Below are 13,817 nucleotides of genomic sequence, written 5' to 3'. Positions count from 1 at the left end.
CATGACAGGACAAATTCAATTCAACATTCCGGAAGAGGCATTCGATTGGTACGATGCCTATGCACACGGAATGATGGACCGCCGTGAATTTATGGATAGGCTCGGTACATTGGCCAAGGGTGGTATTACAATGGCGATGTTAACCAGTGCGCTTATCCCCAATTATGCACTTGCGGAACAGGTTAATTTTAACGACGAAGATATTAAAGCGAGTTATGCGACATTCTCATCGCCAAATGGCCATGGGGAAGGGCGCGGCTATCTCGTTCAACCATCATCACTGGCAGATGGCGCAACGGCACCTTGTGTATTGGTTGTTCATGAAAATAGGGGGCTTAATCCATATGTAAAGGACGTCGCCAGAAGACTTGCCAAGGTTGGTTTCGTGGCATTTGCACCGGATGCGCTTCATCCGCTTGGTGGTTATCCCGGCAATGATGATGAGGGCCGAACTATGCAACGCAGCCTTGACCGCAGTAAAATCGAGGCAGATTTTATCGCCGCCGCTAATTTCTTGCATGACCATGCGCTTTCAAGTGGCAAAGTCGGTGTGGTTGGTTTCTGTTTCGGCGGTTATATCAGCAACTTTCTTGCAGCGAGCCTGCCGGATGTGATTGATGCGGCAGTGCCATATTACGGGACACCTGCACGAAATGATATTGTCGGCAATGTTAAAGGGCCGGTGATGATCCAGCTTGCGGAAACTGATGAACGTGTTAATGCGGCGTGGCCTGCCTATGAGGAAGTGCTTAAAGCCAACAACGCCCCCTATCAGATGCATATGTATCCTGATACGAGGCACGGTTTCCATAACGATAGTACCGGGCGTTATAACCCGGAAATGGCCGAGTTATCATGGGGCAGAACTATCGAGTTCTTTAACGAACATTTGAATTAAGGATCAGTCAATTTAGTTAAAGGTAGGTCAAAGGCCTGCCTTTAATTATTTGGTATATTTATCTCTTTCAATATTCAGTTCTTCAATTAATTCATCTAATTCTGATTCAGTCGTATTGTAATTGGTTATACATGCACGAAAACAGTTTATGTTATTGATAGGGTATACTGATAACCACGAATTGCCGTTCTCATAAATATTTTCCAGAATCTGGGTTGTGAAGTTTTGATCGTTTTTATTTTTCTCATCGGTAAAACAAACGACAGGTAAGTTGGATTTGTTTAATACGACCCAGCCATTGTTAGTTAATTTATTTCTAAGCAAGTCTGCCATATCGGCTTGATGGTTAATCGTTTCCTCGTAACCTTTCCAACCATAAAATAATAATGATAGAAATAATTTTAATCCGATAAATCGACGTGACCATTGAATTGAATGGCAGTAAGGGTCAACAACCTCTAATTTGTCGGCATCCTTTGGCATATATTCTGTAGAAATACTAAATGTTTTAGCGAGAATATTAGGATGTGATGTAATAAAGACACTTGCCCCCATTGGAACGGACATCCATTTATGCGCATCAAAAGTAATTGAGTTGCTTAATTCAATACCCTTTAACTGGTTTCTCAGTTTCTCACTTAAAGCGGCAGCACCACCATAAGCAGCATCAACATGGAACCAGATATTATACTCTTTTGCGATATTATTAATCTCAACCAGGTCGTCAATAATGCCTGCCCCTGTTGTTCCAGCCGTACCAATAATCATTAATGGTGCATGATTGGACTGGGTAGATACCTCTATTTTTTCCTTTAAAATCGTGGTGTCTAACTTTTGATCGTTGCCAACTGGTATTGGAATGACGCTATTGTATCCTAAACCTGCCGTTTTTGCTGCTTTATGCACGGAATGATGCGCTTCTTCAGAACAATAAATAATAGGCTTCTTTGAAACAGAAAAGATGCCGTCACGATTAAAATTTGGATATTGGTTGTTAAGTGCACACAAGACAGCTGTCTGATTTGCTTCGTTACCGCCTGTTGCAAAGACACCGTCAAATTTATTGGTCGAATATCCAAACTTTGAAGCAAGTTCAGCAATTAAGTGTGCTTCAACCTCTACCGCAAAAGGGGCGTGGCTCCATGCGGCTAACTGAGGATTAAAATATGCCGTAATCAAATCGGCGATTATACCTGCGTAATTTGAACGGGGATTATATAAACCAAAATAACTTGGATGCGGTGTATGTACTGAGTTTTCTTTTAGATTTTTCGTAACGTAATCAATTGCTTCAAAATTATCCATGCCATTAATTAAATCTACTTGGCTTACAAGATTTTTAATATTCGCAACATCAATGGTTGGTGTAATTTTACAAGCTTTAGTATTGGCGTAATAATCCTCGAGTTTCTCCGTTACGGCAATAAGAATTTCTTTTCTTGTATTCTGATCTAAATCAAACTTCATATTATATCCTTTGTTATAAACACATTATGGATATATAAAATTCAAATTCCTATCTGATTGTTGTTGTTATTAGAATTTTTTCTTTAACAACTGACAACTTTATCCAGTGGCTTGCCAGCAAAGCTGTTAATGCGCCAACCGTTTTCGGTGCGGACCATGATATATACTGTTCCGTTCATGGATATGATGCTGTCGTCGGCCGCGCGGCGGGTGTTATAGCCACTGACGAATGCTGTATTTGGTGAAAGAACACAGGTTTTTTGAATGGTGAATTCGGAACGGTCATATTCCGGATTATTTTTCTTAATATTGGCGTAAGATTGATAATAAAAATCGTTGGATTCTTCCGCCGTCATGTAAATGCGATCTGTACCGAGTACTGCCCAAGGGATTGTATGGGTTTCACTTGGGAATTTATCCATCTGATTTGCAGAAAAATATGTGTAATAGCGGTCAACGATCAGTTTGACTTCTTCCTTGATCCTGATTTCTTGAGAGGGGGTGACGAAATTCGGATTAAATTCCTGCGCGGACGCAGTGGTTATCATCACGCAAAGCGCGATCATGGTTGAAAGTAATGTTTTCATTTTTCCCTCTCTTTTTATGTTTATAAAAACTGCTTTAAGGACTCCCGGTAATTGCGGCTGGCTTGTAATTCTGAACCATTTTTTAAGGTAATCAGATATTTGCCACCCGCGCTGGAGGCTAGTTTTTCAATCATATTGATATTCACAATTGTTGATCTGTGGATGCGTTTGAACACATCCGGATCAAGGCGCTTTTCCATGTTTTTCATGGTTTCACGCAATATGTGTGTTTTGTTGTCTGTATGCAAGCACATGTAATCACCGGCCGCATCAATCCATTGAATGCTGCTGACGCTCACCAGCGTGATTTCACCGCGATCTTTGATGCTGAACTGGCTTTCAAACTGTTTCTTGGTTGTGATGTCGTCCGCCGTCAGAATTTCCGACAGTTCAATTTCCGGTGGATCATCCATATTACGGATCAGGTCGATCAACTTCGCATTCTGTTCAATGGCAATATGTTCGGAAATTTGTTCACGAACGCGGCTTATCGCCTGTTCAAGTCTTTCTTCTTCAATCGGTTTTAACAAATAATCGGTTGCGTGGGTTTCAAACGCCTGAATAGCATATTTGTCAAACGCGGTGGCGAAAATGATGATCGGCAATTCTTCATTAGCGAGCGCCTTAACCACATCAAAACCACCCATGCCCGGCATTTGAATATCCAGAAACACAAGATCCGGTTTTTCAGAACGGATTTTTTTAACGGCTTCGCGGCCATTGGATGCCGTATCCACCACTTCCAAGTCATCAAATTGTTCCAATCTGATTTTTAAACCTTGTAAGGCAAGTGGTTCATCATCAACCAAAAGGGTTCTGATCTTATTCATTTGTTTCCTTTCCCTCAGCCGCGGTTTCAAACGGTAATGCAATGAAAATTTGTAAGCCCCCTTCTTCGCGGTTGTTTATGGCAATATTATGATTGCCTGGATAAAGTTCAAGAAGTCTGGTTTTTGTATTGGCAAGTCCAACGCCACTTGAATCATCTCTCGTCTTTTTCATTTCTTCTTCGCTCGGAAGACCAGGGCCAGTATCACACAGAAGAATTTTTAAAATCTTACGGTCTCGTTTCACACTTAATGAAATTGTACCGCCGTCTTCCATGGGGGCAATGGCGTATTTAATGGCGTTTTCGATTAACGGCTGCAGTAACAGGCTGGGGATTAAGGCCTGTTTTGCATCATCGGCGATATTGAAATCAATTTTGAGGCGTTCCTGGAAGCGAACCTTTTCAATATCAAGATAGAGCCAAAGGGCATAAACCTCTTCCTCAATGGTGATTTTTTGCTGTGGCTGGTTTACCAGACTAAAGCGTAAGAACGCGCTTAATTTAGTAAGCATGCCATTGGCTTCTTTACTTTGATTGGTAAGCACCAAGGTTGAAATCGCATTTAACGTATTAAACAGGAAATGCGGGTTTAACTGGTAACGCAGCATTTTTAACTGCGACTGGTGGGCCTGTGCGACAGCTTGCAAGGTTTTTTCTTTTTCTTCTAACAGCAAGAAATGATAATTGATAATGAAATAGGCACCCGTCCAGATTAACAATACAAAAACGTTATAAAGGCTACGCCCGGCAAAATCATTGACCAGTAAGTCGATGAAATAAATCTGCACGACAATCCAGATGTCAATCGCGCTAAGAATAACCGCACACACAACGATGCAGCTGATAATCGAAAGCACCATGGTTGATGCGGGAAGGTTGCTTGAGCGTAATTTTCTATAAACAAGCCTTAATAGAATTGTAATCAGAAAGCCACTGACCACAGAAACCGCAACAATAAGCTGGAAATTAATATCATCACCAAGGGCAAATGAATTAAGTGCGCGGGTGGCCCCGAAAGTGAGCCAGCCCGCGACTTGTAATTTCCAGAATAAGCTTTCTTTTTGCTTATATTGTTTTTCTATGAAGCTTTCTAAACTCATGCTTACTTAACACTTGAAACGATATGTACGTCCTGTTGTGGATAAGGGAAGCTGATTTCTTTTTCATCAAATGTTTGTTTGATGGCTTTGGTAAGGTCGGCTTTTAACGGCCAGTAATTGCCACTGTCTGTCCAGACACGCACCACAAGGTCAACGGAACTTGCGCCAAGTTCACCAACAAAAATTGATGGATCAGGGTCTTTATCAGCGCGTGCATCCGCATCAATGATGGCACCGATTTCTGCAATTGCCTTATCAATATCATCGTCATAACCGATACCAATAACCAAATCGACACGGCGTTTGTCATTGGCAGAGAAGTTCTTGATAGAAGCCCCCCAGATTTGCCCGTTTGGAATGATGATCTTAACATTGTCACCAGTGGCCATTTCCGTTACAAATAGACCCAGATGCTTAACGGTTCCCGCATGACCCGCGACATCAACAAATTGCCCGACCTTGAAAGGACGGAAGATAAGCAGCATGACACCAGCAGCAACATTGCTAAGGGTGCCTTGTAGCGCAAGACCAATGGCAAGGGATGCGGCACCGAGTATCGCAATAAGACTTGCCGTTTCGACACCGAAACGATCAAGTACCGCAAGAACGGTAAAGATAATGATGACATATCTGGCAAGGCTAGAGAAAAAGGCGCCAAGGGTATCGTCGATTTTGCTGCTTTTTTTACAGGCTTTTAATACAAGATTTTTAATTCTTCCCGCGATCCAAAGACCGATTATCAGTATTAAAATGGCAAAAACGATATTAAGACCGTATGTCGTGCCCAGTTCAACTAGCATTTCGCTGTATTCTGCAATGAATTCTTCCATGATGCCCTCTTTTATGGTTGTGTTTATTTAAAAATACGTCTTAAAGGGCTATTCTGCAAACATTTTTTATGAATGTTCTTCGAGTGCTTGCTTTAACGCATCAAAGGGTAGGGTGACGCATGTTTTGCGGCTTTTATGGTCCCTAACAACATTAAAGACATCGAGTGCGGCCCATTTATCATCGGGCCAAGAGTTTTGTTCTGGGCCGTTTGGGTCACCTAGTGAGTTTTTAATGCTTTCAATCAAGGTGTTAATTTTATCAATTGTAAGTCCTTGAAAATGTTCCCCTAAAACGGATGCACTTGCTTGGCAAAGGGCGCAGGCCTTTGCCTCGTGGGAAAAATCAACCAGTTCACCATTTTCAAGTTTTATATAAACTTTTATTCGGTCCCCGCACATTGGATTATGTACCATGGCGCTATGGTCGGCTTCTTCGAGTGCGCCATGCCCAGTGGCATTTGCGGCATGTTTTAGGATGGTTTTCTGGTATAATTTATCGATCATGATTTACGACTAATATATATGAAGTTCCATGTCTACCCTTGATCTGTAAAAGCAGCTCTTAAGCCTTAAAAACAGACTCTTTTCCTTCGATTTTGATTGCATTTCCCCGAAATAATGCTAAATTCCTCCAAAATTTAGGGTACGAGGGAATCTACAAGAAAACTACAATGAAATGAATTTCAGTGATGATTTGCGTTTTGATATTCTTTCTCTTTGGTTTTTCTAAATTTTTCAAAATTAACAATTTAAACAAAGAGTTATTTTAATGCATGAATTAGTCTTTAATAACACGATGTTGATCTCGGGAATTATTCTCGCTGTGACCTTCATCGGTATTTTTACAGAGCATGTGCATGGTTTCCACCGTGCTAAGTTCGCGATGCTTGGTGCTGGCACAATCCTACTTATCGGTAAGGAAATGGGCTTTTATAGCGTAGAACAAGCTTATGAAGCTGTGGATTGGAACGTGATTTTCCTACTTGGCTGTATGATGACAATCGTTGCTATCATGATCCCAACTGGTGGTTTCCAAAACCTTGCTGTGGAACTGGCACGTTTCAGTAAAGGTCGCCTTTACATGATGCTTGCACTGATCGGTACAGCGGTTACAGTAATCAGTCTTCTGCTTGATAACGTGACAACAGTGGTTATCTTTGGCCCGCTCATTATCATGATTGCTCGTACACTTAATGTTTCTCCACTGCCATACCTAATGGCTGCTGCTCTACTATCTGATACAGGTGGTGTTGCAACACTTGTTGGTGATCCACCTAACCTAATGATCGGTTCTGCTGCGAACATTTCATTTAACACATTCCTTGTACACATGGGCCCTCCTGTGCTTGTTGCATGGTTAACTGTGCTTGTCGCTCTTAAGTATCTATTTAAAGAAGAACTTGCTGAGAAGCCAAAAGACTGGCAAGACATTGAAGAAATTCCAATTACAAACAAGAAAGTTTGGTATTCTGCTTTAGCTATTCTTGGTCTAATGACTGTACTATTTATGGCTCACGGTGCGCTGCACATGGAACCATGGGAAGTATCAGCACTTGGTCTAACGCTTCTATTCTTTGCTAGCCGTCACATCGAAGTTGATGAGTCACTAGAGCAAGTTGAGATTTCTCTACTACTCTTCTTTATCTCGCTCTTCATTCTGATCGGTGGTGTTGAACACAGTCAGTTCCTTGAATATGTTGGTACACAAATCCTGCCAATGGTTCGTGAAGACCTTCTAATGGCTTCTATCATGCTTATGTGGGTTGCTGCGGTTCTATCTGCTGCGATTGATAACATTCCGTTCACAGCGGCGATGATTCCAATTATTCTTGGTCTAGAAACACAAGGCATTAACGTATCACCACTATGGTGGTCACTTGCTATCGGTGTTGGCATGGGCGGTAACGGTACACACATTGGTTCAACAGCCAACGTTTACATCGTTACAATTTCCGAGCGTCTTGCGCGTGAAACAGGAAACCCGAAAATGGCAATCACACCTGGCCTTTGGATGAAAAAAGGTCTTCCAGTGATGTTCCTGACACTTGTTGTTTCAACAATCTTGTTCTCTACATTCTTCGATTGGTTTACAGCTCCTGTAAACTAGGAATTAAGAACATAGAAATTTTTAAAACCCGGCTTTTAAAGCCGGGTTTTTTATTTTCGGATTTTTTCTGGATTAAGAGTGATCATTAGGAATATTTCGTAAATTTTACGGATTTGTTAAAAAAATACATTAATTCCTATACCTAGCTCCAGAATCCCTATAGTGTTGTGCACTAATTTATAACAAGTCAGAAACTGACGAATTAAATTCATCAAAATAAGAGGGAATTAATGTTAGAAGTTAATAATTTTCTGGTCTCTATCGACAGCTTTATCGGTAGTGCTCCATGGTTTCCGTTCTACCTACTCGGTATAGGTTTATTCTTCACCATTTATCTTAAGTTTCCACAAATTCGCTTCTTTAAGCATGCTTGGGGCGTACTTCTTGGCAAAGATAAAGAGTTTGAAGAGCATAAAGCGCAAGGTGAGACATCCCATTTCCAGGCGATGTCCATGGCGTTATCCGGTACGATCGGTACGGGTAATATTGGTGGTGTTGGTCTTGCCATTTATCTTGGTGGTCCGGCTGCTATTTTCTGGATGCTCGCGACCGCCTTTATGGGTATGACAACCAAATTTGTGGAAGTATCACTTTCCCATAAATACCGTATTAAAACCGATGATGGTACTGTTGCTGGTGGTCCGATGTATGTGATGGACCGTGGTTTGGGGTGGAAGCCTTTGGCGGCGATGTTCGCGGCTGCAGCGGCCCTTAGTTCCTTTGGTTCAGGCAGTATGCCACAGGTTAATAACATTGCGCAGGCTATGAATGAAACATTCGGGATCGAAGCATGGATGACTGGTATTGTTGCATCGGTGTTGCTTGCTTTCGTGATTATTGGTGGTGTTACACGTATTGCGAACTTCGCATCACGTGTTGTTCCGTCCATGGCGTTATTATATTTGGTTGGTGCACTTTGTGTGATTTTCGCTAACATCGAAAATGTTGTGCCATCATTCGTTTCTATTTTCGCTGATGCCTTTAACGGTAGTGCGGCACTTGGTGGCTTCCTTGGTGCGACGTTCGCGTTTGCCTTTAACCGTGGTGTTAACCGTGGCCTGTTCTCAAACGAAGCAGGGCAGGGTTCATCTGCTATTGCTCACGCATCCGCAATTACAGAAGAGCCGGTATCAGAAGGCATGGTATCATTACTTGAGCCATTCATTGATACCATCATGATTTGTACGCTTACGGGGCTTGTGATCCTATCATCAGGTGTTTGGACAGAAAAACACGATACAACATTCCAGACATCTGATTTCAGCATTATTAATGGTGTTTATGATGATGCGGTACAAGCAGACCGTGAAGCGTTATTCAAGCATCTTAACGTGGTTGAAGGTTCGACAATTACCACACACACAGGCGAAATTGATGTGATGAACGGTATGCTGACTTCTGGTGGTGTTACAGTGCTTCACGCGCGTTCTGTGGCAGAAGATGTGGTCTTTAGCAAAAATGATCAGCCATTTACCGGTAAGATTTCTGTTACGGGTGGTAAGCTCGATGACGGCGAAGTTGTTGTTAAAGGTAAATCACTTATCCATTCAGCGGCACTAACAAGTAAAGCCTTTACCAAAAGCTTCTTAGGGGACAGTGGTCAATATATCGTTGCGATCTCACTGGCGCTCTTTGCTTTCTCAACGGCGGTTGCGTGGTCATACTATGGCGATAGGGCGATAACTTACCTATTTGGTCAGTCTGCTGTTATGCCGTACCGTGTTGTATATGTGATTGGTTTCTTTGTAGCGTCGATTGCGGATACAACTGTTATCTGGACCTTTGCTGCGATTACAGTGGCCTTCATGACTATACCGAACGTGATATGTATGTTTGTGATGCGTAAAGAGGTTAAAGAAATGGTCAATGATTATGCTGATAAAATAAAATAGATCAGATAATTATTAAATATATTAAAGAAAGGCAGCTTTTGAAGCTGCCTTTTTTGTTGCAAAATTGTGACAAAAAAGTACTTTTTTTGTGCGTTTAAGTGTATAGTAATATTAACTTATTCTTAATAAATGGGGTTTTACAATAGATTGGTTTAGAGTAATCTCTTGATTTAAGGGCTTTTTTTTTATAGAGTAATCACGAGCATATTATGGAAAATATAACTATGGTATACTACAAAAGTTAAATTATGGAATTGTTTCCAATGATTTAGGGCAAACTTTTGATGTGAATTATTTAAGTTATAGTTGCAAAAGTGACTGTTAAGCGATAAAAATAATAGCATAAGTATGTATATAGTTATGGATAAATGGGAAGTAAAAAAAATGAGTAGCAGCGCGATAAAAGGTTTGACTACTGACGAAGACGTTGAACTTCAAAAAGGCTCAACAAGCGTTTCAGGTAATGACGCAACAAGTTCAGTATCCGAACATTTTGACGAAATAGTCGGATCAATCAAATGGTTTGACGATGTTAAGGGGTATGGCTTCATCGAAGCCGATGATACAGAAAATCGCAATAAAGGCGACATTCTGGTTCATTTTTCCATTTTGAAAGAACATGACCGTGGTTCCTTACCAGAAGGAACGAAAGTCGTATGTCTATCAGCCAACCGTCCAAAAGGACGTCAGGCCGTGAAAATCCTTAGCTTCGATCTTTCAACAGCCATTGAAAAATCCGAACCGGAAAATAAAGTTACAATTGACGATTCAATTTATTCTGATGATGACTATGTTGACGTAGTTGTTAAATGGTTTAACAAGGTTCGTGGATACGGATTTGTAAACCGTGGGGACGGTGGTCAAGATATTTTCATTCACATGGAAGTACTTCGCCATTATGAAATGGATCAACTGATTCCTGGACAGGAACTGTCAGTTGTTGTGGGGAATGGTGAACGTGGCCTTATGGTCAATGCCATTAAAGCAGAAGCATAATTCACTTAAGTTTCCAAAACTTCTTTTTAAAGTTTGGCCTTTAAATTGCCAATCTTTGCTGTCATTATGATTTTTGACAATAGAATTTTGTCAGAAGAAAGGATGGATTTATGAGTTCTAAAGTGATTGTAAGCGGGTTTATCCAAAGGATATTTATTGCACTTATTGGCTTGTTTTTTGTGGCCAATATTGCGAATGCACAGCAAAAATTTCCAACAGACACACTTTCCATAATCAGCAAAGATAACACATACGATTTTGACATCGAACTGGCACTGGATGACAGCCATAGACAATATGGCATGATGTTCCGTACAGAACTTCCTGAAATGAACGGTATGCTTTTTATTTATGACAATAAAAAGCGCATCAGCATGTGGATGAAAAATACCTTTATTCCACTGGACATTATATTCGTTGATGAAGCTGGGAAAATCATGAGAATCGAAAAAATGGCGCAGCCCAGATCGCTCTCGTTAATCCGTTCCGGCGGTCTTGCAAAAGCGGTTTTAGAGGTTAATGGTGGGCTTGCAGACAAACTAGGAATTGATGTAGGGGACGAGTTAATCTACTCCACATTTGGAAATGCAACAAAATAGTCATTTTTAGTAAAATAACACTTGCACCTTCTTCATAGTTCGCGTATTAACCCAACCACAATTTGTTTTTACAAATTGCTTTCTCGGTCGGGGAGTGGCGCAGCCTGGTAGCGCACCTGTTTTGGGTACAGGGGGTCGCTGGTTCGAATCCAGTCTCCCCGACCATTTAAATTTCCAATAAAATTAAAAAATTAGTTCAAGAAATTCAGCTTAGAATTTCATTGATAATATTGATGTTGCTTTGTGCAGTATCTTGCCAGTTATTGGTCATTGATGACTTGGCAATTGTGTTTTGGTCATAATCTTTATGTTTTAATTTTTCGACGGCACGGACAAGCAAATAATCATCCTGCGCATCAAGCAGGAAACCATTTTCATCATTGATAATATCAGCGATATCACCGACATTTGTTGTGATGATTGGTGACCCGCAGGCGAGTGCCTCGTTAATCACCGATGGCATCGATTCCATATCTGACATATGAATGGTGGCCGTTGCCCCTTTGTAAAATTCGGCAAGCTTTGATTGATCGAGATATTTGATGAATTGAACCCGTCCCGCGATGCCAAGATCTTTTGCCCTTTGTTTTAATGCGCGTCTTTGTTCACCATCACCGACGATGATCAGCCGTTTTTTCAAGAGACTTGCGAAGGCATCAAGAATGACATGCTGCCCTTTGCTGATGGATAATTCGCCGACAGACAGGTAATATTTTTCCCGTAATGGGTTGGCTTCAACATTTAAATTAAAGGTATCTTGATCAAGGCCGTTTGGAATGATCGACAGTTTGTTATCTGATATGCCATGATGGGTCAATTCGTCTTTTAAACACCCACTGATACAGATCAGTTTGCTGGCGTAATCAATTGCGGAAAAGATTTTATCCCGGTGCTTTTTGATATCCATCCAGAAATGAACATCGTCGCCACGTGCGGTTAATAATAATGGCTTATTGTATTTTTCTGCGTAATGGTGGGCTATAAGCGCATCGGGGTATAATGATTGTGCCTCGATCAAATCAAATGAACTGCTTTGACAAGCAAGATCATTTTCATCAATGGATTTAATGATTGATTTGATTTCGTTGTTTAAAAACTCATATGGATAATCAACATATCTTGGGTGATGAATTTCAATATCATCGACCATGTAACTTTCATCTAGTCGTTCATAAGCCTGATATCTGTCTGTGATTTTTCTTAAGCGGGGGCAGTGCGGTACTGGCGCGATAACGGTTCTTTTAATGTTGGCGGTTTTATTCATCGCCAGCATCAGGTTTTTAATGTTGATGCCTGATCCCGGTTCGACAGCGTTTGGAAATTGAATAGCGAAAGAGAGTATTTTCATTTGAATATTTTTATATGTTTCAAGATTGCGTTTATACTAGAGAACATATTAAGTTATGAAAAGAAATAACTATAAATAAAGGGATGGAAATATTGCCGGACAAATCAATTATTGCTGATGACTTGCCGTTATCGATCGAATGGAAAGATGGTGAACTTTACATCCTTGATCAGACATTGTTGCCGCATAAAACGGTCATGGAGCACCATACAAACGCAGAACAGGTTTGGGACACCATCAAACGGTTAAAGGTGCGTGGTGCCCCTGCGATTGGCGTTTCGGCGGCATATGGATTGTGTGTGGAAATGCGACATCATGTGAACCTGTCATCAGATGAATTTATTCAGAAAGTGAAAGAACAAGCCGATTATTTGGACAGCTCACGTCCCACGGCCATTAATCTGAATTGGGCGATGAAACGGATGGTGGAATGTCTTGATCAGAATATATCTGGTTCCAACGATGAAATGTTAAATGCCTTGATCCGTGAAGCAGAATTGATCCATGAAGAAGACAAGGCGATCAGTTACGGTCTTGCCAAGGTCGCAGAACCGTTAATTAAAGACGGTATGGGCATTATGACCCATTGTAACGCAGGGTCACTGGCCACATCCATACTCGGCACGGCGACAGCACCAATGTATCTGGCCCATGATAAGGGTAAGAATTTCAAGGTTTATGCCAATGAAACAAGACCGCTATTCCAAGGTGCACGCCTTACCGCATGGGAATTGGATAAGGCGGGTATTGATGTAACGTTAATCACCGATAATATGGCGGCCCATATGATGGCGACCGGGCAAATTAACATGGTAATCGTGGGCACGGACCGTGTTGTTGCCAACGGTGATGTTGCTAACAAAATTGGCACCTTGGGTGTTGCGATCCTTGCGAAACATTACGGTATTCCATTTTATGTGGCCTGCCCATCCAGTACGATTGATATGCATACGGCGACGGGCGCAGATATCCCGATTGAAGAACGCGACGGCGCGGAAGTGACAACCATTCTCGGGCAAGATGTTGCCGCAATAGGCACCAAAACACGCAGCCCTGCATTTGATGTAACGCCAAATGAATTGGTAACAGGGATTTTTACTGAAAAAGGAATGATCACAGCACCATATAAGGATGCATTGGAACAGCTCATGAAAGGGGCATAGG

Annotated in this window: 13 protein-coding genes and 1 tRNA gene; 7 read left to right on the top strand and 7 right to left on the bottom strand. The window is 41.4% G+C overall.

All coding sequences use genetic code 11. The features are described 5' to 3' along the window. The first annotated feature begins 1 nt into the window (after position 1). A complete protein-coding gene (locus KW060_RS10205; protein WP_249034721.1) occupies positions 2–898 on the top strand; it encodes a dienelactone hydrolase family protein in 897 nt (298 codons plus the stop codon). A gap of 45 nt (positions 899–943) precedes the next feature. On the opposite strand, the gene KW060_RS10200 is transcribed toward KW060_RS10205, so the two are convergent. From KW060_RS10200 to KW060_RS10175, 6 genes are all read right to left on the bottom strand, one after another. Further along, on the bottom strand, positions 944–2,365 hold the full coding sequence (locus tag KW060_RS10200; RefSeq protein ID WP_249034720.1) for a pyridoxal phosphate-dependent decarboxylase family protein: 1,422 nt from the start codon (positions 2,363–2,365) through the stop codon (positions 944–946). Positions 2,366–2,448: 83 nt separating this feature from the next. After that, on the bottom strand, positions 2,449–2,952 hold the full coding sequence (locus KW060_RS10195; RefSeq protein ID WP_249034719.1) for a hypothetical protein: 504 nt from the start codon (positions 2,950–2,952) through the stop codon (positions 2,449–2,451). 20 nt (positions 2,953–2,972) lie between these two features. Further along, on the bottom strand, positions 2,973–3,782 hold the full coding sequence (locus KW060_RS10190; protein WP_249034718.1) for a LytR/AlgR family response regulator transcription factor: 810 nt from the start codon (positions 3,780–3,782) through the stop codon (positions 2,973–2,975). After that, a complete protein-coding gene (locus KW060_RS10185; RefSeq protein ID WP_249034717.1) occupies positions 3,775–4,881 on the bottom strand; it encodes a sensor histidine kinase in 1,107 nt (368 codons plus the stop codon). Before KW060_RS10185 ends, KW060_RS10190 begins: the two co-directional genes overlap by 8 nt. Before the next feature lie 2 nt (positions 4,882–4,883). Continuing rightward, positions 4,884–5,711 (bottom strand): mechanosensitive ion channel family protein, encoded by an 828-nt coding sequence (locus KW060_RS10180; protein ID WP_249034716.1) that lies wholly within the window; start codon positions 5,709–5,711, stop codon positions 4,884–4,886. 66 nt (positions 5,712–5,777) lie between these two features. After that, positions 5,778–6,215 (bottom strand): iron-sulfur cluster assembly scaffold protein, encoded by a 438-nt coding sequence (locus KW060_RS10175; protein WP_249034715.1) that lies wholly within the window; start codon positions 6,213–6,215, stop codon positions 5,778–5,780. A 265-nt stretch (positions 6,216–6,480) separates the two neighbouring features. Between KW060_RS10175 and KW060_RS10170 the strand changes: the two genes are divergently transcribed. From KW060_RS10170 to KW060_RS10145, 5 genes are all read left to right on the top strand, one after another. Next, the gene (locus KW060_RS10170) at positions 6,481–7,818 is read left to right on the top strand and encodes an ArsB/NhaD family transporter (protein WP_249034714.1); all 1,338 of its coding nucleotides are present in this window, start codon (positions 6,481–6,483) and stop codon (positions 7,816–7,818) included. Positions 7,819–8,048: 230 nt separating this feature from the next. Beyond that, positions 8,049–9,710, top strand: a complete 1,662-nt coding sequence (locus KW060_RS10165; RefSeq protein ID WP_249034713.1) for an alanine/glycine:cation symporter family protein — start codon at positions 8,049–8,051, stop codon at positions 9,708–9,710. Between the two features lie 384 nt (positions 9,711–10,094). Then, positions 10,095–10,706 carry a cold-shock protein gene (locus tag KW060_RS15855; protein ID WP_338050532.1) on the top strand — a complete coding sequence of 204 codons (612 nt, stop codon included), beginning with the start codon at positions 10,095–10,097 and terminating at the stop codon, positions 10,704–10,706. Positions 10,707–10,816: 110 nt separating this feature from the next. Beyond that, positions 10,817–11,305: a DUF192 domain-containing protein gene (locus KW060_RS10150; protein WP_249034712.1), complete on the top strand. Its 489-nt coding sequence runs from the start codon at positions 10,817–10,819 to the stop codon at positions 11,303–11,305. An 88-nt stretch (positions 11,306–11,393) separates the two neighbouring features. Continuing rightward, a tRNA-Pro gene (locus KW060_RS10145) sits at positions 11,394–11,470 on the top strand. Between the two features lie 40 nt (positions 11,471–11,510). Here KW060_RS10145 and KW060_RS10140 read toward each other — a convergent pair. After that, entirely contained in the window at positions 11,511–12,653 is a 1,143-nt protein-coding gene (locus KW060_RS10140) for a glycosyltransferase (RefSeq protein WP_249034711.1), read from the bottom strand. Between the two features lie 92 nt (positions 12,654–12,745). Between KW060_RS10140 and mtnA the strand changes: the two genes are divergently transcribed. After that, on the top strand, positions 12,746–13,816 hold the full coding sequence (mtnA, locus tag KW060_RS10135) for an S-methyl-5-thioribose-1-phosphate isomerase (RefSeq protein ID WP_249034710.1): 1,071 nt from the start codon (positions 12,746–12,748) through the stop codon (positions 13,814–13,816). Position 13,817 lies beyond the last annotated feature (1 nt).

Origin of the sequence: Pseudemcibacter aquimaris, from assembly GCF_028869115.1 — a bacterium.
In the GTDB taxonomy this organism is placed as follows: Bacteria; Pseudomonadota; Alphaproteobacteria; order Sphingomonadales; family Emcibacteraceae; genus Pseudemcibacter; species Pseudemcibacter aquimaris.
The sequence above is the reverse complement of the archived record's forward strand: the minus strand, read 5'-3'. Positions and strand labels throughout refer to the sequence as shown.

Bases quoted from the DNA above. Each gene is read 5' to 3' on its own strand.
- KW060_RS10205 (WP_249034721.1), top strand. From the start codon at position 2: ATGACAGGACAAATTCAATTCAACATTCCGGAAGAGGCATTCGATTGG.
- KW060_RS10200 (WP_249034720.1), bottom strand. From the start codon at position 2,365: ATGAAGTTTGATTTAGATCAGAATACAAGAAAAGAAATTCTTATTGCC.
- KW060_RS10195 (WP_249034719.1), bottom strand. From the start codon at position 2,952: ATGAAAACATTACTTTCAACCATGATCGCGCTTTGCGTGATGATAACC.
- KW060_RS10190 (WP_249034718.1), bottom strand. From the start codon at position 3,782: ATGAATAAGATCAGAACCCTTTTGGTTGATGATGAACCACTTGCCTTA.
- KW060_RS10185 (WP_249034717.1), bottom strand. From the start codon at position 4,881: ATGAGTTTAGAAAGCTTCATAGAAAAACAATATAAGCAAAAAGAAAGC.
- KW060_RS10180 (WP_249034716.1), bottom strand. From the start codon at position 5,711: ATGGAAGAATTCATTGCAGAATACAGCGAAATGCTAGTTGAACTGGGC.
- KW060_RS10175 (WP_249034715.1), bottom strand. From the start codon at position 6,215: ATGATCGATAAATTATACCAGAAAACCATCCTAAAACATGCCGCAAAT.
- KW060_RS10170 (WP_249034714.1), top strand. From the start codon at position 6,481: ATGCATGAATTAGTCTTTAATAACACGATGTTGATCTCGGGAATTATT.
- KW060_RS10165 (WP_249034713.1), top strand. From the start codon at position 8,049: ATGTTAGAAGTTAATAATTTTCTGGTCTCTATCGACAGCTTTATCGGT.
- KW060_RS15855 (WP_338050532.1), top strand. From the start codon at position 10,095: ATGAGTAGCAGCGCGATAAAAGGTTTGACTACTGACGAAGACGTTGAA.
- KW060_RS10150 (WP_249034712.1), top strand. From the start codon at position 10,817: ATGAGTTCTAAAGTGATTGTAAGCGGGTTTATCCAAAGGATATTTATT.
- KW060_RS10140 (WP_249034711.1), bottom strand. From the start codon at position 12,653: ATGAAAATACTCTCTTTCGCTATTCAATTTCCAAACGCTGTCGAACCG.